The sequence below is a fragment of the Aurantiacibacter zhengii genome (assembly GCF_003584125.1).
Classification (GTDB): domain Bacteria; phylum Pseudomonadota; class Alphaproteobacteria; order Sphingomonadales; family Sphingomonadaceae; genus Alteraurantiacibacter; species Alteraurantiacibacter zhengii.
This window is the reverse complement of record NZ_QXFL01000003.1, coordinates 252,392-275,572: the sequence shown is the minus strand read 5'-3', so window position 1 is coordinate 275,572 and position 23,181 is coordinate 252,392. Positions and strand designations below refer to the sequence as shown.

17 protein-coding genes are annotated in these 23,181 nt (G+C 64.2%); 8 read left to right on the top strand and 9 right to left on the bottom strand.

Going from position 1 to position 23,181, the window contains the following annotated elements; translation table 11 throughout:
• Positions 1-165: 165 nt before the first annotated feature.
• The 3 genes from D2V07_RS08500 to D2V07_RS08490 are packed head-to-tail and all read left to right on the top strand — an operon-like array spanning position 166 to position 4,276.
• Positions 166-1,740 carry a tryptophan halogenase family protein gene (locus D2V07_RS08500; protein WP_119586541.1) on the top strand — a complete coding sequence of 525 codons (1,575 nt, stop codon included), beginning with the start codon at positions 166-168 and terminating at the stop codon, positions 1,738-1,740.
• Positions 1,737-3,272, top strand: a complete 1,536-nt coding sequence (locus D2V07_RS08495; RefSeq protein ID WP_119586540.1) for a tryptophan halogenase family protein — start codon at positions 1,737-1,739, stop codon at positions 3,270-3,272. Before D2V07_RS08500 ends, D2V07_RS08495 begins: the two co-directional genes overlap by 4 nt.
• A complete protein-coding gene (locus D2V07_RS08490; RefSeq protein ID WP_119586539.1) occupies positions 3,269-4,276 on the top strand; it encodes a cupin-like domain-containing protein in 1,008 nt (335 codons plus the stop codon). The genes D2V07_RS08495 and D2V07_RS08490 overlap by 4 nt, the downstream gene beginning before the upstream one ends.
• Here the strand turns inward: D2V07_RS08490 and D2V07_RS08485 are convergent.
• The 3 genes from D2V07_RS08485 to D2V07_RS08475 are packed head-to-tail and all read right to left on the bottom strand — an operon-like array spanning position 4,254 to position 8,724.
• Positions 4,254-5,729, bottom strand: coding sequence for a tryptophan 7-halogenase (locus tag D2V07_RS08485; RefSeq protein ID WP_158586785.1), 1,476 nt, complete (start codon positions 5,727-5,729; stop codon positions 4,254-4,256). The genes D2V07_RS08490 and D2V07_RS08485 overlap by 23 nt on opposite strands.
• Positions 5,726-7,246, bottom strand: a complete 1,521-nt coding sequence (locus D2V07_RS08480) for a tryptophan halogenase family protein (RefSeq protein ID WP_119586537.1) — start codon at positions 7,244-7,246, stop codon at positions 5,726-5,728. Before D2V07_RS08480 ends, D2V07_RS08485 begins: the two co-directional genes overlap by 4 nt.
• Before the next feature lie 41 nt (positions 7,247-7,287).
• Positions 7,288-8,724, bottom strand: a complete 1,437-nt coding sequence (locus tag D2V07_RS08475; RefSeq protein WP_119586536.1) for a sugar porter family MFS transporter — start codon at positions 8,722-8,724, stop codon at positions 7,288-7,290.
• A gap of 119 nt (positions 8,725-8,843) precedes the next feature.
• Between D2V07_RS08475 and D2V07_RS08470 the strand changes: the two genes are divergently transcribed.
• Entirely contained in the window at positions 8,844-10,409 is a 1,566-nt protein-coding gene (locus tag D2V07_RS08470; protein ID WP_119586535.1) for an aldehyde dehydrogenase (NADP(+)), read from the top strand.
• Between the two features lie 66 nt (positions 10,410-10,475).
• Here D2V07_RS08470 and D2V07_RS08465 read toward each other — a convergent pair whose 3' ends face one another.
• Complete coding sequence (locus D2V07_RS08465; protein ID WP_119586534.1) at positions 10,476-11,384, bottom strand: alpha/beta hydrolase; 909 nt, start codon at positions 11,382-11,384, stop codon at positions 10,476-10,478.
• A 25-nt stretch (positions 11,385-11,409) separates the two neighbouring features.
• Positions 11,410-12,939: an alpha-N-arabinofuranosidase gene (locus D2V07_RS08460; protein ID WP_199698756.1), complete on the bottom strand. Its 1,530-nt coding sequence runs from the start codon at positions 12,937-12,939 to the stop codon at positions 11,410-11,412.
• A gap of 139 nt (positions 12,940-13,078) precedes the next feature.
• On the opposite strand from D2V07_RS08460, the gene D2V07_RS08455 reads away from it, so the two are divergent.
• Positions 13,079-14,221: an aldose epimerase family protein gene (locus D2V07_RS08455; RefSeq protein WP_233548332.1), complete on the top strand. Its 1,143-nt coding sequence runs from the start codon at positions 13,079-13,081 to the stop codon at positions 14,219-14,221.
• A gap of 9 nt (positions 14,222-14,230) precedes the next feature.
• On the opposite strand, the gene D2V07_RS08450 is transcribed toward D2V07_RS08455, so the two are convergent.
• From D2V07_RS08450 to D2V07_RS08440, 3 genes are read right to left on the bottom strand one after another with little or no spacing between them, the layout of a single operon-like run.
• Complete coding sequence (locus tag D2V07_RS08450; protein WP_119586532.1) at positions 14,231-15,154, bottom strand: Gfo/Idh/MocA family protein; 924 nt, start codon at positions 15,152-15,154, stop codon at positions 14,231-14,233.
• A complete protein-coding gene (araD1, locus tag D2V07_RS08445; protein ID WP_119586531.1) occupies positions 15,151-16,146 on the bottom strand; it encodes an AraD1 family protein in 996 nt (331 codons plus the stop codon). Before araD1 ends, D2V07_RS08450 begins: the two co-directional genes overlap by 4 nt.
• 31 nt (positions 16,147-16,177) lie before the next feature.
• Positions 16,178-17,179 (bottom strand): family 43 glycosylhydrolase, encoded by a 1,002-nt coding sequence (locus tag D2V07_RS08440; protein ID WP_233548309.1) that lies wholly within the window; start codon positions 17,177-17,179, stop codon positions 16,178-16,180.
• A gap of 109 nt (positions 17,180-17,288) precedes the next feature.
• Between D2V07_RS08440 and D2V07_RS08435 the strand changes: the two genes are divergently transcribed.
• Complete coding sequence (locus D2V07_RS08435; RefSeq protein ID WP_119586530.1) at positions 17,289-18,074, top strand: FadR/GntR family transcriptional regulator; 786 nt, start codon at positions 17,289-17,291, stop codon at positions 18,072-18,074.
• A gap of 3 nt (positions 18,075-18,077) precedes the next feature.
• On the opposite strand, the gene D2V07_RS08430 is transcribed toward D2V07_RS08435, so the two are convergent.
• Positions 18,078-19,862, bottom strand: a complete 1,785-nt coding sequence (locus tag D2V07_RS08430; RefSeq protein WP_119586529.1) for an IlvD/Edd family dehydratase — start codon at positions 19,860-19,862, stop codon at positions 18,078-18,080.
• A 101-nt stretch (positions 19,863-19,963) separates the two neighbouring features.
• Between D2V07_RS08430 and D2V07_RS08425 the strand changes: the two genes are divergently transcribed.
• Together D2V07_RS08425 and D2V07_RS08420 are read left to right on the top strand one after the other, a co-directional pair.
• Positions 19,964-21,247, top strand: a complete 1,284-nt coding sequence (locus tag D2V07_RS08425) for a sugar MFS transporter (protein ID WP_119586528.1) — start codon at positions 19,964-19,966, stop codon at positions 21,245-21,247.
• A 137-nt stretch (positions 21,248-21,384) separates the two neighbouring features.
• Positions 21,385-23,172 carry an SLC13 family permease gene (locus D2V07_RS08420; protein ID WP_119586527.1) on the top strand — a complete coding sequence of 596 codons (1,788 nt, stop codon included), beginning with the start codon at positions 21,385-21,387 and terminating at the stop codon, positions 23,170-23,172.
• The last annotated feature ends 9 nt before the right edge of the window (positions 23,173-23,181 follow it).

Genomic DNA, 23,181 nt, shown 5'->3' with positions numbered 1-23,181 from the left:
GTCACCCTCCCAATGTTAGCGCTACCAAAAAATGTAGCAGCGCAAGCTTTTTGCTGTTGGGTCGATGCATAAAGGCAGATTCTTGCCTTTGCAAGGGTGCGTTAGGGCACTAGGCTGCGAACTGTTGCAAAAGTATTGCACCTGTCTGAGGGAGGCTGCCTGACCATGTCACAATCCAATGGTATCGTTACCCCCGGACGGATAGCGGACGTGGTAATCGTCGGCGGCGGGACGGCAGGATGGATGGCGGCAGCGGCCCTGTCGCGATTTTTCGACGACGGGAAACGCACCATTACCCTGGTCGAATCGGACCAGATCGGCACCGTGGGTGTGGGAGAGGCGACCATTCCGCCGATCCGCAATTTTAACGCCATGCTGGATATCTCGGAAAACGAGTTTCTCAGGGAGACGCGAGGGACTTTCAAGCTCGGGATCGAATTCGTCGACTGGGGCCGGATCGGGGATCGCTATTTCCATCCTTTCGGAGATTATGGCCACGATTTCCACGGCATCCAGTTTCACCAGCTTTTCCTGCGACAACTGGCACTCGGCTCTGCAGACATCGGAGACATCGCGGACTATTCGATGAGTTCGGTGGCGGCAGCGCTAGGCCGTTTCGGTCGTCCCTCGGCGCAGGCCAAGACGCCGATTTCGGAAATCAGCTACGCCTTCCATTTCGATGCGGGGCTGTACGCGGCATTCCTGCGCAAGCTGGCCGAGCGCCAGGGCACTGTGCGCAAGGAAGGGCAGATAGTCCGCGCTCACCGCAACGGGGAAAGCGGCGACGTATCGGCCATAGAGCTGGCGGATGGCACCTGTATCGAGGGCGACCTGTTCATCGACTGCTCCGGCTTTCGCGGCCTGCTGATAGAGGAGGAGCTGGAAACCGGCTATGACGACTGGAGCCACTGGCTGCCAGTCGATCGCGCAATCGCCGTGCCGACCTCCAACATCGCGTCGCCCGATCCCTTCACGCGATCAACCGCGCGGCCGGCGGGCTGGCAGTGGCGAATCCCCTTGCAGCACCGTGTGGGCAACGGCCACGTCTTTTGCAGCCAGTACATGGACGAGGATGAAGCGCGGGACATCCTGCTGGCGAATCTCGAAGGCCAGCCTCTCGCGGAGCCGAGAACGATTCGCTTCAAGACCGGCATGCGGCGCAAGGCGTGGAGCCACAATGTCGTCTCGCTCGGCCTGTCGTCGGGTTTCATCGAGCCGCTGGAATCCACCAGCATTCACATGATCCAGAACGGCATCGCCAGGCTGTTCGCGCTGTTCCCCGACAAGCCGATCAGCTCCCTTGAACGTGACGAGTACAACCGCGGCATGCGCGACGTATATGAGGACGTGCGCGACTTCATTATCCTGCACTACAAGGCCACGCAGCGCGGCGACACGGATTTCTGGCGCTACGTCCGCGACATGGCCGTGCCCGATTCGCTAACGCGCAAGATGGAACTGTGGAGACTTCATGGCCGGGTCTTCCGGGAGAATGCGGAACTGTTCGCCCAGCCTAGCTGGATCGCGGTAATGCTTGGCCAGAACATCGCCCCTGAGAGCCACGATCCGATCGCCGACACGCTGGACGAGCGCAAGGTGGCCGAGGCCATGAAACAGATGCGCGAAACCTACCGCAGCACCGCCCAGCAGCTTCCCAGCCAGGAGGATTTCCTCCGGCGTGCGGGCGCATGGCACCTGGAGCAACCAGCTGCGCAATTTGCCTTCGGGGGCCAATCTTGAACGGAGAACCCATCCGCAAGATCGTGATCGTCGGCGGGGGCACGGCGGGATGGATGGCCGCCGCCGCGATTGCCAAAATCCTCGGCGAATTTCCCGGCCTTTCCATCCAACTGGTGGAAAGCGACGCCATCGGCACGGTCGGGGTCGGAGAGGCCACGATCCCGCAGATCCTCTCTTTCCACAAGCTGCTGGAAATCGACGAGAACGAATTCGTGCGGGAAACCCACGCCACCTACAAGCTGGGTATCGAATTCGTCGACTGGCTGCGGCCCGGCCATTCCTACGTCCACCCGTTCGGCACCTATGGCCTCGACATGCTGGGTATCGAATTCCACCATTTCTGGCTGCGCGGGCAGGAGGCGGGAGAAACGGTGCCTCTCGATCCCTATTCGATCGGTGCCGCCGCAGGCCGTGCGGGCAAGTTCTTCTGGCCGCAACTGAACAATCCGCGTTCCCCGTTGTCCAAGCTTGCCTATGCATTCCAGTTCGACGCGAGACTATACGCCGCTTTCCTGCGTCGCCGTGCCGAGGCGCATGGCGTGATTCGCCTCGAGGGCAAGGTCATCCAGGTCCACCAGGACGGCGAGACCGGCTTCGTCGAATCGGTTGAGCTGGAAGACGGCAGCCGGATCGAGGGCGAGCTTTTCATCGACTGTTCGGGCTTTCGCTCGCTGCTGCTGGGCCAGGCCCTGCAGGTGCCGTTCGAGGACTGGAGCAAGTGGCTGCCCTGCGACCGCGCGGTGGCAGTGCCCTGCACGCTGGGCGGCGATCGCCAGCCGCTTACCCGGTCCACGGCCCGCCCTGCCGGATGGCAGTGGCGCATCCCCTTGCAGCATCGCATCGGCAACGGACACGTCTATTCCTCGGCCCATATGGAGCAGGACAAGGCGACCGACCTGCTGCTCGCCAATCTCGACGGCGAACCTCTTGCCGAGCCTAATCACCTGCGCTTCACTGCCGGCCACCGCGCGCAGTTCTGGGAAAAGAACGTGGTCGCGTTGGGACTGGCCGGCGGCTTCCTCGAGCCGCTAGAATCGACCGCAATCCACCTCGTGCAGTCGTCGATCGCAAGGTTCATGGCCTTCTTCCCCACCACCGCTTTCGGGGAGCAGGAAAGGCTGCGCTTCAACCGCGATACGCGCCGCGAATATGTCGATATCCGCGATTTTCTCGTCCTGCATTACAAGTCTACCGAGCGGGATGACAGCGAGTTCTGGCGCTATTGCCGCAACCTGCCACCGCCCGACGGACTGGCCGAAAAAATGGCGATCTTCGAAGGCTCGGGACGCGTGGTTCGCGAGCACGACGAGTTCTTCACCGAACCAAGCTGGCTTGCGGTGATGGCAGGCCAGGGCATCACGCCGAAAGGGTATCACCCCGTGGCGGGGATGCTCGACGAGGCAGAAACGAAGAAGCGGCTCGAACATATCCGGCAAGTCATTGCCCAAGCCGTATCCCAGATGCCGACGCAGGAAGATTTCCTGCAACAGCAGGGCAGCGCAATCCCCGTCGGCGAACGCGCATCGGCATGAAACCGGCCCGGCCCATGGAGGAGCGCGCACGGCCGCGCGATAGTGAAGAGCTGGCGGCGATCAGGGCTGCAGGCAGGCCGGTCGTTCTAAGCGGGCTGGTGGCAGATTGGCCCGCCGTCCACGCGGCAAGGCAGGGCGACGAGGCGATCGTCCGATACATTCTTGCCTCCGGCGTCACGCGGCCAGTGAAAGCGATCGCCGCGCCGCCCGCCGCGCAAGGCAGGTTCTTCTATAATCCGCAAATGACCGGCCTCAATTTCATGCAGGGTCAGGGCAGGCTCGACGCCTTTCTTGCCGACCTGCTGACAGAGAGCGACGAGGCCGAGCCGCATGCGATGGCGGTGCAGGCGGAAACCATCAGCGAACTCCTGCCGGGATTCCACCGCGAAAACCGGCTGGACCTGCTGCCCGCTGTCGACCCGCGTATCTGGATCGGCAACCGCATCCGCGTCGCGCCGCATTTCGATAACAAGGAAAATATCGCGTGCTGCGTCGCTGGCAGGCGGCGTTTCACGCTTTTCCCGCCCGACCAGACACCCAATCTCTATCCCGGCCCGCTTGAATTGACGCCGGCCGGTACTCCCGTCAGCATGGTCGATCTCGCCGCGCCGGACCTTGATGCCCACCCGCGCTTTGCCGAGGCATGGTCACATGCCGAGCAGGCCACGCTGGAGCCGGGCGACGCCATCTATATTCCCTATTGCTGGTGGCACGGCGTCGAGTCGCTCGAGCCGGTCAGCATCCTGGCCAATTACTGGTGGAACGACGGGCAATCACAGGGAAACGGCAGTCCCTACGATGCACTGCTCCATGCGATCCTCGCCTATCGCCACCTGCCGCCCGAGCAGCGCGAGGTCTGGCGGCAGATGCTGGATTATTACGTGTTCGAGGAAAGCGGCGATCCTGCGGCCCATCTGCCCGACCACGCCAAGGGCGTGCTCGGTCCGCCCGGGCCGGACCTGTTCGCGCGAATCAGGTCGATTATCCGCTCTGCGCTTGGCTAGTCCGAAGGACCGAAGCGAGCCACTGGCCGTATGGCGGCGCGAAAGCGAGCGCTGCCTGCGACTTTGCCGCGAAATCGGCCTGGGCAGCGGTTATATCCTGTTGGGCAAGGTGCTGTTCGCGGGTCGATAGCCCCTGCGGGAAGCCCAGTGCCGCCAGCAGCGAAGCCTGCTCCTGCTTCAGCAGCGCCGCTTCCTCCTGGAAAGGCAGGCGTCCCCGTCTTTCGAACTGGTCCAGCATGACCTGCACGGCGGCCGGAGTTTGCGCGTTCGGGAAGACCTTGCGCGCGCGCGGCGCGGCATAGTGCATCGCCAGCAGATCGCGCACGGCATCGAACATCAGGCCGGCGCGGCGGTTGTACTCGGCCCTCTCGCTGGGAACGACCTCCTTGCCGGGCAGCATTTCCAGCAGCAGGTCAAGCTGGCGGTGCGCCAGATCGAGCGGCAGGAACCCCAGCGGTTCGCAGCGCGCTGCGGCATCGCCGAGCGCAATCACATTGCCGACCCACGCCTTGCGCGCGCATCCGGGCGACACCGGCAGCGACGCCGCGGGCTCTGTCTGCAAGGCCGCGCGCGCGGCATCATCGCCGACGGCCTCTCCCACGGCCAGCATGGTCTGCAGGCCGTCGCGCCCGGCCAGTTCGCACAGCCAGCCTTCGGGAAGCAGGGAAATCCTGTCCTCCAGATGGAGCATTGGCTGGCCGGGAGGAGCCACCAGCACGCGGCGGATCGGCGAGGCGTCCTGCCAATCGATCACGTCGAATTCCGGCAAGGCCGAGGCGAGCACGGCGCCCGGACCGGTGCAATCGATGAACAGGTCCGCCTCGATATTGCCGTGGCCGTCGATGGCGATGCTGGCGATACCCCCTTTGGCGTCCAGCTGGATCGCCGAGATCATACCGCTGACATGCGCCACACCGGCGCGCTGGGCATGTTCGACCAGCACGCCGTGGTAGGCGGGCTGATTCCAGCGCAGCGCATATTCGACTTCGGATATGGGCGTGTCGGCATCGGGCGGCGGCGGGGCAAAGCGGCCCGCGTTCACCAGCACTTCTGCGATAGAGCCTGCCGGCCGATCCCCGGTGATATTCTGCGGTCCGCCGCCCCATTGCTGGGCAAAGCGCGTCTGCAAGGCGGGATCGACCGCGCCGCCATAGGGCACGAGGCCATGCTGGTCCTCTCCGCCCCATCCGGCGTAGCGCGTTGCCAGCCGGTAACTGCCCCCGGCAGCGAGGACGAGCTGCGCCTCTTCGATGCCAAGCCGATCATGCAGCTTGTTGGTGAACGGGAGGGAAGATGAGGCACGGTCCGCAAAAGCGGAAGGGCCGGGTGCAAGACCGATCACGACAACTTCACACGTCGGCAGGGCGCGGCGCAGGCCGATTGCCGCAAGCACGCCGACCTGCCCTCCCCCGGCGACGACGATCCTGCTCGGCGGCTGGCGCGGCTCGCTCACGCCGGTTCTGCCAGCCGGGCGTTGTTGCGGCGCAGGTATTCGGCGTGGTCAGGCATCTGCGAGACCGACGAAGCAATTTCGCTGCGCAGGCGGTCGGTCGCCGATTTGAGGCGCTCGGGATCGACCAGCCCGGTGCGTGGATCGTGCCGCTCCGGCATCAGGCCCTGGCCCAGGTAAACCGCGATCCAGCTGGCATCGTAGAACAGGCCATCGGAATATTTCTCGATACGCCCCGCCTGGCGCCACAGCTCCATCTTTCCGGCTAGGCTGTCGGGCACGGTCATGGTGCGCACGTGGTTCCAGAACTCGGAATCGTCGCGCGTGGTGGCGTGATAGTGCAGGATCAGGAAGTCGCGGACGCGGTCGTATTCCATGTCGACCAGCCGGTTGAATTCGTCACGGTCGGCAGGATCGATTGCACCATCCGGAAATAGTTCGATGAGGTAGGTGATCGCCATCTGGGCGAGATAGATCGACGTCGATTCGAGCGGTTCGAGGAACCCGCTGGCAAGGCCCACGGCGATGACGTTGTGGCTCCAGCTCTGGCGCCGCCGCCCGGGGCGGAAGCGCAGGATGCGGGGGTCCGCCAGCGGCTCGCCCTCGCTGGCCTTCCGAATGGTCTCGCAGGCCTCGTCCTCGTCGATGAAGGCGCTGGAAAAGACGTATCCGTTGCCCATGCGATGCTGCAGCGGGATCTGCCAGCGCCAGCCTGCGGGCATGGCGGTGGCGGTAGTGTAGGGCCGGATTTCGTCGGTGGCGTGCTTGCACGGCATGGCGGCCGCCCGGTCGCACGGCAGCCAGTGGGTCCAGTCCTCCCACTCCTCGCCAAGTTCCTGCCCCAGTATCCGCGAGCGAAAGCCCGAGCAGTCGACGAACAGATCGCCTTCGAGCTGGCGGCCGTCCTCCAGCGTCAGCGCGGTGACATTGCCGCTTTCGCCGTCGCGTTCGACCTGGGTTACCAGGCCCTCGTGCCGGGTTACGCCGATGGAAAGTCCGAACTCGCGCATGAAGGGGCCGAACAGCGTGGCATCGAACTGGTAGGCATAGCCATAGGAGGATGCCAGCGACATGTCGTCGGCGGGCGGCGCGAACTTGTTGGCCAGCGCCGCCGCAACGCAGAACGAATAATCGCCCAGCGGCCCCGCCAGTCCGCGCCGCTGCAGCTCCAGCCAGTAATGGTGGAAACCCACCCCTCCCAGTTCCTCGCCGAAGGAGCCGAAGGGGTGGATATAGCTTTCGCCGATCCTGCCGAAATCGCGAAAATCGATACCCAGCTTGTAGGTGGCATGGGTGGCGCGCATGAACTCGGCCTCGGAGATGCCGAGCTTCTCGACGAAGCCGCGGATATGCGGCAGCGTCGCCTCGCCCACTCCGACGATGCCGATGTCCTCGCTTTCCACCAGGTCGACCGTCACGCGCTCGCCCAGCATCCGGGCGAGCCCGGCGGCAGTCATCCAGCCGGCAGTTCCGCCGCCAAGGACGACCACGCGCACAGGTTTCGCACCGGAACCGATCATCGCTCTAGCCTAGGATATGGTGAGCCGAACAGCAAAGCCGTTCAGCCCTCCATCTCCTCCAGTTCCTTGCCCTTGGTCTCCGTAATGAAGGCCTGGACCAGGAAGAAGCTGATGACGGCGCATACCGCATAGAAGCTGTAGCTTGCCGCAAGGCCGATGCCGACAGCCATCACCGGGAAGGTCTGCGCGATCAGGTAGTTTGCAAACCACTGGAAAAAGCCCGCCACTGCCAGCGCCGAACCGCGGATCTGGTTGGGGAACATCTCGCCCAGCATCACCCACATGACCGGGCCCCAGCTGACGTTGAAGAAAATCACGTAGAGGTTCGCCGCGACAACGGCGAGGATGCCCAGCTGTTCGGTCAGCACCAGGTTGCCTTCGGCATCGAGACCGCCCTGGCTGAAGGCATAGACCATCACGAACAGGGTGACCGCCATCCCGGCCGAACCGATCAGAAGCAGCGGCTTGCGACCGATCTTGTCGATCACGGCAATGGTGACGAAACAGGCGGCGATCGAGACAGCGCCCGAGACTACGTTGATCAGCAGCGAATCCTGCTCGGTAAAGCCGGCCAGCTGCCACAGGGTCGAACCGTAGTAGAAGATCACGTTGATCCCCACCAGCTGCTGGAACACGGCCAGCATGATGCCAACCCAGACGATCTTGCGCATTCCAAGGAAGCCCTTGGTCCCCGCGGGCGCGAGAACATCACGCAGGCTGGGCCGGTGGTCGCCGACGAAGCTGGCACGGATTTCCTGCAACTTTGCCTTGGCCACCGTCTCGCCAAAGAGGCTGGTCAGGACACCGCTGGCCTCTTCGTCGCGCTTTTTTGCGACGAGGTAGCGCGGGCTTTCGGGGATGAAGAACAGCGCAACCAGGAATACCGCGGCCGGCACGGCCTGGGCAAGATACATCCAGCGCCAGGCGACGATTCCCAGCCAGAATTCGTTGGTCGATTCGCCCGCCGCAGCGGCGAGGACGTAATTGACCAGGAACGCCGCGGTCAGACCGGTGATGATCATGATCTGCTGCACGGTGGTCATCCGGCCGCGGATATTCGCCGGAGCGACTTCCGAGATGTAGGCTGGCGAGAGCACGCTGGCAGCGCCCACCGCCATGCCGCCCATGATCCTGGCGATCACGAAGATCGTGTGGTCGGCCGTAAGACCCTGCGCCAGCGCGGCGACAAGGAACATCACCGCTGCGATTCGCATCACGTTGCGGCGACCCATGGCATCGGCCAGGGTGCCGGCGAAGAATGCGCCGATGAAACAGCCGATCAAAAGTGAGCCGACCGTGAAGCCCAGTGCCGTCTCGTCAAGGCCGAAGCCCGTGATGAGCCCTTGCTGCGTTCCGTTTACCGCGCCGCTGTCGTAACCGAACAGCAACCCCCCGATCGTCGCCACCGCGACAATCGCCGATATAAGCCCCATATTGGTGCCGTTGCGTGCATTGTCCAAATTTCCGCTCCCTGCCATCCGGTTGCAACACCGGTTATTTATGGTAGCGCTACCTAAGACGGAAAAGCTGCTTCGTGCAAGCGGCGTTTGCATTGCCCTTACAAAGGGGCAGCCCAGATATTCACAGGAGAGAACGAATGACCATCACTGGCGAAAATTTCATCGCAGGAGAGCGGCGTAAGGGCACCAGTACCTTCCAGGCCCGCGATGCCCAGAGCGGAGAGGCGTTCGGCGAATCGTTTGCCGCAGCCAGCGCGCAGGACGTGTCCGACGCCTGCGCCGCCGCTGCCGATGCGCAGAACGATTTTTCATCCCGCCCCCTGGCCGAGCGCGCCGCATTTCTGCGTCTGGTCGCCGACAAGATCGATGCGCTGGGCGACACGCTGACGCAGCGCGCCATGAAGGAAAGCGGATTGCCGGAGGCGCGGCTGAACGGGGAGCGCGGCCGTACGGTTGGCCAGTTGCGCCTGTTCGCGGCAGAGGTCGAGAACGGCGGCTGGCAACAGCTGCGCATCGATCACGCCGATGCCGACCGCACCCCGCCCAAGCCCGACCTGCGGCTGCGTATGATCCCGCTCGGCCCGGTCGCCGTGTTCGGGGCGTCGAACTTTCCGCTCGCCTTCTCGGTTGCGGGCGGCGACACCGCGTCCGCCTTTGCCGCAGGATGCTGCGTTGTCGTGAAGGGCCATCCGGCCCATCCCGGTACCAGCGAGCTGGTGGCGCAGGCGATCACTGAAGCGGTGGCCGAAGCGGGATTGCCTGCCGGCACCTTCTCGCTTCTCAACGGCACCGAGAATTCGCTGGGCGAGGCGCTGGTCACCGATCCGCGCATCGCAGCGGTCGGCTTCACCGGCTCGCGCGGAGGCGGGCTCGCCCTGATGCAGCACGCCGCCGCCCGCGACGTGCCGATCCCGGTCTATGCCGAAATGAGCAGTATCAATCCCGTCACCCTGATGCCCGCGCGGCTGGCTGACGCTGCCGAAGACCTCGCGAAGGCCTATGTCGGTTCGCTTTCCCTGGGTGCAGGCCAGTTCTGTACCAATCCCGGTATCGTCCTGGCCGTGAAAGGCGACGCTCTCGACCGCTTCCTTGCGGCTGCTAAGGAAGAGCTGAAATCGGTGGGCGGACAGACAATGCTGACCACCGGCATTCACAAGGCCTATACGGAAGGCGCATCACGCCTTGCCCAGCGCACCGGCGCAGAATTGCTCGGCATGGGCGAGGAGGCACCGGGCACTTGCGGCCAGGCGCAGGTCTTTACGGTTTCTGCCGACGCATTCCTGGCCGACAAGGGTTTCGAGGAAGAAGTCTTCGGCCCCTCGTCCATCGTCATCCAGTGCGAGGATCTGGCCCAGGTGAAGCAGGTCCTTTCTGGCCTGGAAGGGCAGCTGACCACCACGCTGCACATGAACGAGGCGGATCACGAAGACGCCGCCATGCTCATGCCGGTCCTCGAACAGCTTGCCGGACGCATCATCGCCAATAGCTGGCCGACTGGCGTCGATGTCACCCATGCCATGGTGCACGGCGGACCGTTCCCGGCCACGTCCGACGGTCGCAGCACCTCTGTCGGCACCCTTGCTATCGAGCGTTTCCTGCGCCCGGTCTCCTATCAGGACATGCCCGAAAGCCTGCTGCCTTCGGCCCTGCGGAGCGAGAATCCCGGCTATCTGGTGCGCGTCGATGGGGACTATCGCGCCTGACCCGCAATTGAATTGATTGCCAATGGCGGGGGATCGTAGTGCGATCCTCCGCCATTTTTTTGCCCTTTATCCAGTGAACCCGTTCACCTCGAGCCAGTACAGGAACGCGTCGAACCAGCGATTGCTCGTCCTGTCGGGGTTGCCCAGGCCAAAGCCGTGGCCGCCGTTCTGGTACAGGTGAAATTCCACCGGCTTGCCCGCTTCGTACCACGAGGTGATCAGGTCGGCCTTGCCGCCATAGAGGAAATCGTCCGCGGCAATCGCCACGAACATCGGCGGGGCATCCTCCGGCACCTCCACAGCTCCCATTCCGCCATAGATCGGCGCAATGAAATGGAGGTCCATCGTGTCGGAATGAAGCGTGGCGTGCATCGTCAGGCCCGCCCCGGCGGAGAAGCCCATCATGCCCAGGCGATCGGTATCGATGTTCCATTCTGCCGCGCGCGAGACAATCAGCCGATAGGCCGCTTCGGCATCGGCGAGCTGGTCGGACAGATCCCGGTCCGCCCGGGGATCGGGCGCGTCGCCATCCGAGGCAGCTTCGAAACTGCGATTCATTTCCTGCTCGAAACCCTCGAGCGTCGTGGCGGTGGGGTAGAGGCGGTATTTGAGCACGAAAGCCGCAATACCTCTCTCGTTCAGGGCCTCGGCCACTTCCCACCCCTCGTTACCCATGGAGAGCCAGCGGAACCCTCCGCCGGGCGCAACGATCACGGCTGCGCCGTTGGCAATGGCAGGATCGGGCAGGAAGGGTGTGAGGGTAGCGGTGATGATGTTGCGCGCCATCGGATCGCCCCACTGGCGAAACCAGCTTTCCTGCGCGTGCTGGCCGTCTACGCCGCCGGTCCCGAGCGGTATGGCCTCGGGCTCCGCAGGAGCTTCCATCGGGTACATCGTGCCATCCTGCGCCGCAGCGGGAAGCGGCGCAAAACCCGCGAGACAGAAACAGGACATGGCAAGGATCGTGTCTTTCATGACATATTCTCCGTGAGGGCAATTCTTACTTGATGATCCAGACTGAAACCGACCTCGCCGGCAGGCTTGCGGTGAGGCGGTCGCCATCGACCCGGATCTCCGCTGGCTGCGGAGCGACGCGGCCGGGCTGTGCCACCGTGTTGTGGGCATCCATCGCGTCCCCCGTCAGCACTCTGCCAGAGACGCTGCGGGCACCGGCACGTTCGAGGGTTACAGCGTGATCGCTGTTTGGATCGGCGTTGACCAAGGCCACGGCCAGGCTTCCATCCGCCATGCGCGCAGCCGAAGCCGACAGGGCAGGAAAGGCGATGTCACCGTATCGGTAGTCCGGACCGTCCAGTTCCACGGGCAGCGAGGTAGCTCCGTGGAACGGCGTGAACATCTCGTAGACGTGGTATGTCGGTGTCAGCACCATGTCCTCGCCTTCTGTAAGGATCATCGCCTGCAGGACATTCACCATCTGCGCGATGTTGGTCATCGGCACCCGGTCGGCATGCTTGTGAAAGATGTTGAGGTTGAGCGCGGCGACCACCGCATCGCGCATTGTGTTCTGCTGCCATAGGGAGGACTTGCCCTCGGTCTCGTCGACCCACATTCCCCATTCGTCGACGTAAAGGCCGTAGTCTTCACCCAGGTGGTCGTGCGCGTCGATGACGCCCAGGGTCTGCTCGATCAGTCCGTCCATCCGCAGCGTGCGTTCAAGGGCCGAAGCCCATTCGCTTTCGGGAAAGCCGATGGCTGCGCCCTTCGCTGACCAGTCGCTGGTCGGCAGGGTGTAGAAGTGCAGCGAGATGCCGCTGGAAACGTCGCCGATCATCGGGTGATCCAGCACTTCGTCGGCGAATTCGATATTGCCGTCATGCGGGCCGGCGACGATCATCACCGGCTTCTGTTCGTCGGCGAACATGAAGCTTGCCCAATGCGTGTAGAGATCGGCGTAATAATCCGGCCGCATCCGTCCGCCGCAGCCCCAGGTCTCGTTGCCGATCGACAGGTAATCGATCGTCCATGGCTCACTGCGACCGTTGGCGCGCCTTTCCTGCGCCAGCGCGGTCTCGCCCGTGCCGGTGATGTATTCGAGCCAGTCGGCCGCTTCCTCCACCGTGCCGCTGCCGAGGTTGACGTTAAGATAGGTCTTGGCTCCCAGCCGCTCGGCCAGGTTGAAGAACTCGTGCGTGCCGAACGTATTGGGCTCCTCGGTGCCGCCCCAGGCCATGTTCTCGCGCGGGGTTCGCTCCCCCACGCCGTCGCGCCAGTGGTAAAGGTCGGCGTAGCAGCCGCCCGGCCAGCGAATGGCAGGAACCTGCAAGGCCTGGAGCGCGGCAAACACGTCGTCGCGCACGCCGTGGGTGTTGGCGATGTCGCTATCCTCGCCCACCCACAAGCCGCCATAGACCTGCCCGCCCAGATGCTCCAGGAACTGGCTGTAGACCTCCGGCTCGATCGTGCCGATCTCCGCCTCTCGCTCAATGGAAACAACGGTTTGCGCACTGGCAGGCGTAGCCATGATGCCGAGCGAGAGCACCCCAAGAAGCGAACAGATTGCTGCCTTCACCGGCACCCCCTACCTATCTTTTTTCATTGCCCGGACCCTGCCACCGCCCTGACGGGCTAGGCAAGCGGTAATTTGTCCGACAAAAGGAGATGGACACATCCGGGAGGAAAAAACGATGAAGAGAGGCGCAATCGGGCTGATGACGATGATAGTAGGATTGACGGCGGCGGTGCCGGGCCAGGCCGCGGATGCGGAGCGGAGCGAGGCTGGCGAGCTTCGCGACGGGACGAAGGTGGAGGCAGTGACCCTGTCCAATGCTGCGGGGGTGTCTGCCAGGGTGCTGACCTATGGCGCGACCCTGCAATCGTTCACCGCGCCGGACCGCGATGGCAGGCCCGTGGACATCACGCTGGGCTATGACGAGACCGCGGATTACGAGACACACCCGAACTACTTTGGCGTGACCGTGGGCCGCTATGCCAACCGCATCGCGGGGGGCCGCTTTGCGCTGGACGGGCAATCCTACCAGCTTTCACAGAACGACAGCGCCAATTCGCTGCATGGCGGCGCGGACGGGTTCGACAAGCGGGTATGGCGAATAGTGGAGGTCGAGAGCGGCCCCGTCTCGCGCGTGGTGATGGAACTGCAAAGCCCGGATGGCGACCAGGGCTATCCCGGCAACCTGACCGCCCGCGTGACTTACACCCTAGACGACGGCGGCGATCTCGGCATCCTGTTCGAGGCGACGAGCGATGCGCCGACCATCGTCAACATGACCAATCACGCGATCTTCAATCTCGCCGGGGTGGGAGCGCCGCAAGGCGCGATGGATCACTGGCTGATGATCCCCGCCGAAAGCTTCACACCGGTGGACGAGACACTCATCCCGACCGGTGAACTTGCTCCGGTCGCAGGGACGGTCTTCGATTTCCGCCAGCCCCGCCGGGTGGAGGATGGCCTGCGCGATGGCAGCAATCCGCAAATCGTTATCGGCCGCGGCTACGATCACAACTTCGCGCTCGACAAGGGACGCACAGCGCAGCCGGAACTGGCCGCGCGGCTGGTCCATCCCGCGTCTGGCCGGGTGCTGGACGTGTTGACCACCGAGCCGGGAATCCAGTTCTATTCGGGCAATTTCCTCGACGGGACTCTCGTGGGCAAGAACGACACGGTCTACCGCATGGGAGACGGGATCGCGCTGGAGCCGCAGACCTTTCCCGACGCGCCGAACCAGGCGAACTTTCCCAGCGCCCGGCTCGAGCCGGGCGAGACCTATCGTCACCACATGATCTACCGCGTCGCGATAACGCCCGAGAACCTGGAGGCAGACCGGGCGGACTAGCCGCCTCGTTTATTCGTGGAATTCCGCAGCGGGCGTGCTTCCCGCCCGCATGAAAGCGTCGGCAACCAGCCGCAGCGGTGCCAGATCGGTGTCGCTGCGGCTGGCCGCGATGGCATCGGCAAAGGCGGCGTAAATACCGGCGTACTCGCGATCCTCACCCTCTTGGCGACCGGCAGGGGTCTCGAGCACCCGGCCACCTTCGGATAGCACGAGCTTTCCGGCATCGGTGTTGACGACGATATCCCACGATTGCGGGCCTTCCTTCAGGAAATCCATGACCATGCGGACCGGCACGCCCGCGCTGTCTTGCATGTCGAGGTGCCCCGCGATGGGTGCGGCGCGGTTGCTGGGGACTTCCAGTTCGCCGCCCAGCACCATCAGCGGGCGCGGCAGGATGGCGGTGGCGATGGACAGGGCGTTGATCGCCGGATCGAACACGCCGAAACCGCCGGCTTCGAAAATCCATGCCTGCCCCGGGTGCCAGACGCGCACGTCTTCGCGCCAGTCGATAGAGACCGAGGTGATGGCCTTGCCCTGCAGCCAATTCCGCGCCGGAGCGACACCTGCAGCGAAGCGCGAATGCCACGCCGCAAACAGCGTGCAACCGCGATCTTCGGCGATGTCGATCAGCGTCCGTGCTTCGGAAAGGGTGGCACAGGGCGGCTTTTCGAGCAGGACGTGCTTGCCCGCCTCGAGCGCCTGCTTTGCCAGCCCGTACCGCAATTGCGGCGGCGAGCAGACAGCCACGGCATCGACCGATGTATCGCTGTCGAGAAGGGCGGAGAGATCGGGAAAATGCGCGGCCCCGTCCAGGCCGGTGCCAACCGGATCGACCGTGGCCGCCAGCGCGAAAGCATCGCACTGCCCGATTGCGGGCAGGTGCTGGTCGCGGGCGATCTTGCCCAGACCGACGATGGCCAGCCGGGTGGTCACAGGGCCTTTACCCCCACCCTCCGCTCGGTCTCCGTTTCACCAGACAGCGCATTGCGCAGCGGCAAGGCAAAGGGCGGCGCCTCTATCTCGAAAACGTCTCCGTCCTGCGTTGCGAAACCGTCGGCGAAGCTGGCGGTCGAGGTTCCGAAGAAATGGACATGGATGTCGCCCGGACGACGGAACAGCGCGTATTTGAAATGATGGTGCTCGAGGTTGGCGATGCTGTGCGCCATGTTCGCTTCGCCAGTCAGGAACGGCTTCTCCCATGCCACTTCGCCGGAGCGGCGGATTCTCGCGGTGCCGCGGATATCCTCCGGCAGGTCACCCACGAGCAGTTCCGGCCCGAGCGAAGCCTGCCGCAGCTTCGAATGGGCAAGCCAAAGGTAATTGTGCTTTTCCGTCACGTGATCGGAATATTCGTTCGCCAGCGCATACCCGAGGCGTTGCGGAGTACCCTCGCGGTCGATCATGTAAATTCCGGCGATCTCCGGCTCCTCCCCGCCATCGCGGGCATAGGCAGGCCGGGCGAGGGGCGCATCCGGGGCGGCGAGGTGCTGGCCATCGCCTTTCCAGAACCATTCGGGCTGCTGCCCGATTGCACCGGCTGCGGGCTTGCCGCCTTCCAGCCCTTCGAGGAACATGCGCATGGAATCTGTCGCATCGCCTGTCGCAGCCGCCTTGTGCATGCGGTCCCTCCCCTCCGCGCTGCCCAGATGGGTGAGGCCGGTTCCGGCCAGCGTAAGGTGAGCGGGATCGGGATGGTCAATCGGCGAAAGCAGCCGCCCCTGCGCAAGCTCATCCTCGGGATCCACCGTGTCGCCGAATCCGGCCGCTTCGACGGCCTCTCGCAAGCCGCAGCCCTTGGCAATCGCATTTTCCGCCAGTTCTCGCGTGCTTTCCATGCCCGATACGACGCGCGTCTTGCCGTCTATCGTGGCGAGCACCTGCCGCGCACCATCCGGAGCACGCCGCTGCATGAGGATCATAGCCATCTGTTCACTCACTTTCTTCTGGCTTCGCGTGTCAGTTCGAGAACAGGCCTGCCTCGGTCTGCTCGACCGGGAGGATCAGGCCGTCATCGCCGAAGTGCAGCCGCTCTACCGCCACCGCGCGCCGGCCCAGCCCGCCCGGCTGGTCACCCACGGTGAGCGTTCCGACGTGATAGAACAGGTACCACTCGCCGTTGAAGCGGGCGATGCCGGGATGAATGGTGAAGCTGTTGGCCGCGCTTCCGGTAATCTCTCCACGCCAGGTCCACGGGCCCCGAATGCTGGGCGCGGTGGCGTAGGATATCCGTTCGTCGGGCCCCAGGTCCTCGTTCATGGAGGCATAGGCGAGGTAGTAGATGTCGCCGCGGCGGAATATCCACGGGCCTTCAACGAAGTCGGGCATCTCGATCTGGCGGATGGACTCTGCAAAGCTGACCATGTCGTCGTTCAGCTGTGCGGTGTAGAGATTGGCGTTGCCCCAGAACAGGTAGCTGGTGCCATCGTCCTCGGTCCACACGGTGGGGTCGATATCATCCCAGTGGTGGGGTCCGTCGGTGTCTTCATTCCTTACCAGGGCACGGCCCAGGGCATCCTCGAACGGGCCGAGCGGGTTGTCGGCCACGGCGACGCCAATGGCCTTGCCGTGGCTGCCTTGCGCCTCGTCATGCTCGACCGCGGTATAGAACCAGTATCGGCCATCCTTCTCGTGGACCTGGCTGGCCCAGGCATCGCGCGAGGCCCAGGCGAAGTCGGTCGGCTGCATGATCGGGCCGTGGAACGTCCACTTGCGCATGTCGCGCGTCGAATAGGCGAGCCATTCGGTGATGTTGAACATCTCGTCGCCGCGCGCCTCGTCGTGTCCGACGTAGAGGTACAGCGTGTCTCCCACCACCAGCGGGGCGGGGTCGGCGGTGTGCCTGTCGCGGATCAGGGGATTGCCCTGATAGACGAAGCTATCACCATCAGGCGTTAAGGCACCGGTCGTGCAGCCCGCAACGCCGGCCATCAAAAGCAAGCTGCCCAGAATTCGTTTCACGCGCGCTCCTTTGTCTTCGCAGTGCATTACTCCGACAAATAGACTTGTCAAACGGCGCAGCCTTCCGCTGCATTGATTTTCCGCGCGTAAAGCGGGATAGCCCTTTGCCATGACGCGGGATGGATCAGGCAATGCAACGCGGGCGACCCGCCGTGGCGGCCTTGGCATTGCGGATGCGCCGCGCGGTTCGGGCCGGAGGGTACGCGGCGCCGTGGTCGATCACCTTGGCGAACGCATCGTTACCGGTGAAATCGGGGTGGGTGAGACCCTGCCCGGCGAGATCGAGACGGCCGAGCGGCTGGACATTTCACGCGGCACCTACCGTGAAGCCGTGAAGATGCTGGCGGCCAAGGGACTTGTCGAAAGCCGCCCCAAGACCGGCACCAGGGTGCTTGAGCGGGCGCGCTGGAACCTGCTCGATCCCGATGTCCTGCGCTGGGCTTTCGCCGGACGTCCGGACGCCTGCCTAGTCAGGGACTTGTTCGAAATGCGAATTGTCGTGGAGCCGGCCATCGCGGGCCTGGCTGCCATTCGCCGAACCCCCGACCAGCTAACGGCGATGCGCCAGGCGCTGGGACAAATGCGGGAGAAAAGCCTTGATACAGAGGAAGGGCGGTTGGCAGACCGCGAGTTTCACGAGGTCATGCTCGACGCCTGCGCCAACGAAGTGATGAATACGCTGGGCGCCAGCATCGGGGCCGCCGTCGCCTATACCACGCTGTTCAAGCAGCGATCGGGCGGTTTCCCGCGCGATCCGGTGCCCGATCACGCCAGCGTCCTCGAAGCCATTGAGGCGAGCGACCAGACCGCTGCCGAATCGGCCATGCGCGAACTGCTGCGACTGGCGCAGGCCGATACGCAGGACGCGCTGTCGGACTACGCATCTTCGCCTTGACGCTTAGTGGTTGTCGCGCGGCAGGCCCATGGTCTGGTCGATGCGCTGGTATTTCTCCGACCCTTCGAGGATCGCGCCCTTGTCGAGCTGGCCGACGAGGCTCCGCTGGATTTCCTGCCACGGCGTCTGCGCGGCGGGATAGGGAAAGCCACCCCTCGCCTCCAGCGCATCGCGGCGGCGCTGCAGTTCGCCCTCGTCCACCAGCAGGTTCACCTCGCCGCGTCGCAGGTCGATCCGCAGGCGGTCTCCCGTTTCCACAAGTGCCAGCCCGCCATTAGCCGCGGCCTCTGGCGAGGCGTTCAGGATGGACGGGCTGGCCGAGGTGCCGGACTGCCTGCCATCGCCGATGCAGGGAAGCGAATGCACGCCCTCCGTCAGCAGGTAGGAGGGCGGCCGCATGTTCACCACTTCGGCAGCGCCCGGATAGCCGATGGGCCCCGCGCCGCGCATGATCAGCATGTGCCGATCGGTGATACCGAGCGACGGATCGTCGATGCGCCTGTGATAGTCTTCCGGACCGTCGAACACGATCACCGGACCTTCGAAAGCGTCGGGGTCGTCGGGGTCGGAGAGATAGCGCTGGCGAAACTCGTCGCCGATCACGCTCGTCTTCATGATTGCCGCGTCGAACAGGTTGCCGCTCAGCACGACAAAGCCCGCATCCTTGCGAATGGGGTTGTCGAAGGTGCGGATCACCCTGTTATCCTCGATCGCGGCGCCCCGGCAGTTCTCGCCGATGGTCTTGCCGTTCACGGTGGCCGCGTCCTCACGGATCAGGCCCTGTGCCATCAGCTGGGCGACCACTGCGGGAACACCGCCCGCACGGTAGTAATCCTCTCCAAGAAACTCCCCGGCAGGCTGCATGTTGACCAGCAGCGGCACCTTGTGGCCGTGGGTCTGCCAGTCCTTCAGCTCCAGCTCTACGCCCAGGTGCCGGGCCAGCGCAGCGAGGTGAATGGGCGCATTTGTGGAGCCGCCAATGGCCGAATTGACGGCGATGGCGTTCAGGAAGCTGTCGCGCGTCATAATGTCGGACGGCTTCAGATCTTCTGCCACCATTTCCACGATGCGCTTGCCGGTGAGGTAGGCGACTTCCTGCCGGTCACGATAGGGCGCGGGGATCGCCGCGCTGCCCGGCAGCATCATGCCCAGCGCCTCTGCCAGCGAGTTCATCGTCGTCGCGGTGCCCATCGTGTTGCAATAGCCAGTGGAGGGCGCACTGCTCGCCACCAGCTTTACGAAGCCTGCGTCGTCGATCTCGCCTGCTGCCAGCAATTCGCGCGCTTTCCACACGATGGTGCCCGATCCGGTGCGCTCACCCTTGTGCCAGCCGTTCAGCATCGGGCCCACGGACAGCGCGATGGACGGGATGTTCACCGTCGCTGCGGCAGAAAGGCACGCAGGCGTGGTCTTGTCGCAGCCCGTGGTCAGCACCACGCCATCGAGCGGGTAGCCGTAGATCAGTTCGACCAAAGCGATATAGGCAAGGTTGCGATCCAGCGCGGCGGTGGGCCGCTTGCCGGTTTCCTGAATGGGGTGGACGGGAAATTCCAAGACGATGCCGCCCGCCTCGCGCACGCCTTCGCGAATCCGTTCGGCCAGCACCAAGTGGTGACGGTTGCAGGGCGAAAGGTCGCTTCCGGTCTGCGCGATGCCGATGATCGGCTTGCCCGATTGCAGTTCGGCCAGGCTCAGCCCGAAGTTCAGATAGCGTTCCAGGTAGAGCGCCGTCATGTCGATATTGTCCGGGTTGTCGAACCAGGCCCGGCTGCGAAGCTTGCGTGTCATTATCGTTTTCCTCCGCGTGAATGCTTGACCGACGCGATCTTGCCCCGCATTACTCCGACAAATAAGCGGATGACAAGCGCCGCATCCGGGAGGGAACGAAAATGGTGGGTACGCCAGAGCAAACGGCAAGCGGTCAGGTTGCCGCAGGCAGCTTCAACTACAAGCCTGCGCTGGCGCTGCTCGCCTCGCTGTTTTTCATGTGGGGCTTCATAACGGTCATCAACAACACGCTGCTGCCGCACCTGCGCAGCGTGTTCGATCTGAACTACACCCAGACTACCCTGATCGAGAGCGTGTGGTTCATCGCCTACGGGGTGATGGGAATGCCCTCTGCCTTCCTGATCGAGCGGACCGGATACAAGAAGGCGATCATCATCGGACTGGTCGTGATGGCGGCAGGCGCGTTGGGCATGGTGCCAGCGGCGCAGATCCCCTCCTACGGCGTCACCCTGTTCGCGCTGTTCGTGATCGCCAGCGGCATCACGCTGCTGCAGGTCGCGGCGAATCCCTATGTGGCGGTGATCGGACCTGCGGAAAGCAGCGAATCGCGATTGACGCTGGTGCAGGCCTTCAACAGCTTCGGCACGTTCCTCGCGCCCTATTTCGGCGGTTACCTGATCCTCAGCCGCACGGTTGGCGGCACTTCGCTGGAAGGGACCGAGATCAGCGCGGCGCAGCGGCTGGCCGACGCGCGTGCGACAGAACTGCCCTATATCATGGTCGCGGTGGTGCTGCTGCTGATTGCGATCGTGATCTGGCGTTCCAACCTGCCCAAACTCGGCAGCGCGACCAGCCGCGTGGCGCGAGAGGAGCGCAAGAAGCTGTCGCTCTGGAAACACCGCAATCTCGTCTGGGGTGTGCCCGCGATCTTCATCTACCTGATTGCCGAGATCGGCGTTGCGAACCTGTTCATCAACTTCGCCATCCTGCCCGAAATCGCCGGTATCACCCCTGCGCAGGCTGCGAACTACCTCGTGCTGCTATGGGGCGGGATGATGGTCGGGCGCTTTGCCGGTGCCTTCATCATGCGCTCCTTCCCTGCCGACAAGACGCTGGCCGCATTCGCCCTTTTCGCGCTTGTCGTGATGGTCGGCGCCGCGACGCTGGAGGGACCGGTCGCAATGTGGTGCCTGATCCTCGTCGGACTGGGCCACTCGATCATGTTCCCCGCCATCTTCGCCATGGGGATCAAGGGGCTGGGTCCGCTGACCGAGGAAGCCTCCGGCCTGCTGATCACCGCCATCGCGGGCGGGGCACTGGTGGTGGTGCAAGGCTGGCTGGCCGACCTCTACGGGTTGCAGAACAGCTTCTGGCTTACCGTCGCCTGCGAGGTCTATATCAGCTGGTACGCGCTGGTAGGATCGAAACCGCGCACAGCAGACTGACCTGCTTCAGGTGATAACCACCATTCCGGTGGACAGAAAAGCGCGGAGCGACGAAAATGCGCTGCGCGAATCATTCGGCTAGCGCGGTTGGGCTCCTCTTGGGGATTGTTCTGATGGCCGCCGGGAATGTCACCTGAATGATCGAAACCTATTCGGCCCAGATCGGGCTGTTCCTGCTCATCGCGCTGTTCGCCGCGTTCATCCTTGAACGGCGTCCCCCCGTGGTCGTCGCTGTTTCAGGGGCGGCCGCGATGATGCTGCTGGGATACCTGCCCAGCGGCCAGATGCTCGACGTGTTCGCCAACCCGGCGCCGGTAACCATCGCCGCGATGTTCATCCTGTCGGGCGCACTCTTGCGTACCGGTGCGCTGGAAGCGGTATCGGGCTGGGTCATTCGCCGCACCCTGCGAAAGCCAAGGCTGGCCCTGGGTGAGATCGTGGGCGGGACCATGCTCGCATCCGCCTTCATGAACAACACGCCGGTGGTGATCGTGATGATCCCCATAATGCGGCGGCTGGGCCGGGTTCTGGGCATTGCCGCCACCCGCCTGCTGATCCCCGTCAGCTATCTCGCCATCCTCGGCGGCACGCTGACGCTGATCGGCACCTCCACCAACCTGCTGGTCGACGGCGTCGCGCAGGAGCGCGGGCTGGAACCCTTCGGCATTTTCGAGATCACCGGGGTCGGACTGGTCGGAGCGGCAGCGGGCCTGGCGGTGATCGCCGTCCTGGGGCCGCTCTTGCTGCCCGACCGCGGACCCCGCGCGCTGGACGAGCGGCGCGAAAGCGATCTCTACCTCTCGCACCTCACGCTGGCAGAGGAAAGCAGTCTCGTCGGGCGACAATTGTCGGACTCGGGATTTGCCCGCCGCGGTGGGTTGAAATTCCTCGCCAAGGTCAGCGGTACGGGGCTGGAGCGGCGCAATTTCGATAGCGGCACCCTGGCGGCGGGCGACCAGTTCGTGGTGTCCGCCTCGCCAGAGGAACTCGCTTCGCTGGCCGAAGCCATCGACTTCCACACCGGCCTTACAGGCGTGGGCGGCGGAGTGCTGACGCGGCGCGACCGGCGACCGAAGGACCTGCGCGTGGTGGAAGCCGTCGTCTCCAGCTCGCACCCTGTGGTAGGACGGCGGCTCGCGGAAATTCCCATGCTGTCCCGGCTGCAGATCCGCGTTCTGGGCATTTCGCGCCCGCGCCACCTGGCAGGGCCGACGCTGGCCGATGTGCGCGTTCGCGCCGGTGACCGGTTGCTGATCGCGGCCGCAGGCGACGCGGCGCAGCAGTTGCAGGCCAATGTCCAGCTGACCAACGTGACCGAAAGTTCGATCCGGGCCTTCCGCCGCGAGAAAGCGCCACTGGCCCTGGCGACGCTGGCGGCCGTGGTGGTGGGGGCAGCCGTGTTCGGCTTTCCGATAGAGGCCATGGCGATCATGGGCGTGGCGACCGTGCTGGTAACTCGTTGCCTGGAGCCCGACGAGGCATGGACCCATCTCGACGGCAGCACCCTCGTGCTGATTTTCGGCATGCTTGCCTTCGGGGCCGGGCTGGAGAACGCCGGCACGGTAGAGCTGGTGGTAGACTGGCTGCAACCGCTGATGGCCACAGGGTCTCCGCTGGCCCTGCTGGTTCTCGTCTACGCCGTTACCAGCCTGTTGACCGAAACGGTCACGAACAATGCCGTGGCCGTCATCATGACGCCTATCGCCATCGGCCTTGCACAGGCAGCCGGCATCGATCCGCGTCCATTGGTGGTCGCTGTCATGTTCGGGGCCAGCGCAAGCTTCGCGACGCCTATCGGCTACCAGACCAATACGCTGGTTTATGGCGCTGCGAACTACCGCTTCATGGATTTCGTGAAGATCGGAGTGCCGATGAACCTGGCTGTCGGCGCCGCCGTGTGTATCGCCATCGCCAGCCTGTACTAGCAGGCCGGC

Excerpts from the sequence above, each read along its gene's own strand:
- D2V07_RS08475 (WP_119586536.1), bottom strand. The coding sequence starts at position 8,724 with ATGGCAGGGAGCGGAAATTTGGACAATGCACGCAACGGCACCAATATG.
- D2V07_RS08480 (WP_119586537.1), bottom strand. The coding sequence starts at position 7,246 with ATGATCGGTTCCGGTGCGAAACCTGTGCGCGTGGTCGTCCTTGGCGGC.
- araD1 (WP_119586531.1), bottom strand. The coding sequence starts at position 16,146 with ATGGCTATGATCCTCATGCAGCGGCGTGCTCCGGATGGTGCGCGGCAG.
- D2V07_RS08500 (WP_119586541.1), top strand. The coding sequence starts at position 166 with ATGTCACAATCCAATGGTATCGTTACCCCCGGACGGATAGCGGACGTG.
- D2V07_RS08420 (WP_119586527.1), top strand. The coding sequence starts at position 21,385 with ATGATCGAAACCTATTCGGCCCAGATCGGGCTGTTCCTGCTCATCGCG.
- D2V07_RS08490 (WP_119586539.1), top strand. The coding sequence starts at position 3,269 with ATGAAACCGGCCCGGCCCATGGAGGAGCGCGCACGGCCGCGCGATAGT.
- D2V07_RS08435 (WP_119586530.1), top strand. The coding sequence starts at position 17,289 with ATGACGCGGGATGGATCAGGCAATGCAACGCGGGCGACCCGCCGTGGC.
- D2V07_RS08425 (WP_119586528.1), top strand. The coding sequence starts at position 19,964 with ATGGTGGGTACGCCAGAGCAAACGGCAAGCGGTCAGGTTGCCGCAGGC.
- D2V07_RS08470 (WP_119586535.1), top strand. The coding sequence starts at position 8,844 with ATGACCATCACTGGCGAAAATTTCATCGCAGGAGAGCGGCGTAAGGGC.
- D2V07_RS08430 (WP_119586529.1), bottom strand. The coding sequence starts at position 19,862 with ATGACACGCAAGCTTCGCAGCCGGGCCTGGTTCGACAACCCGGACAAT.
- D2V07_RS08455 (WP_233548332.1), top strand. The coding sequence starts at position 13,079 with ATGACGATGATAGTAGGATTGACGGCGGCGGTGCCGGGCCAGGCCGCG.
- D2V07_RS08465 (WP_119586534.1), bottom strand. The coding sequence starts at position 11,384 with ATGAAAGACACGATCCTTGCCATGTCCTGTTTCTGTCTCGCGGGTTTT.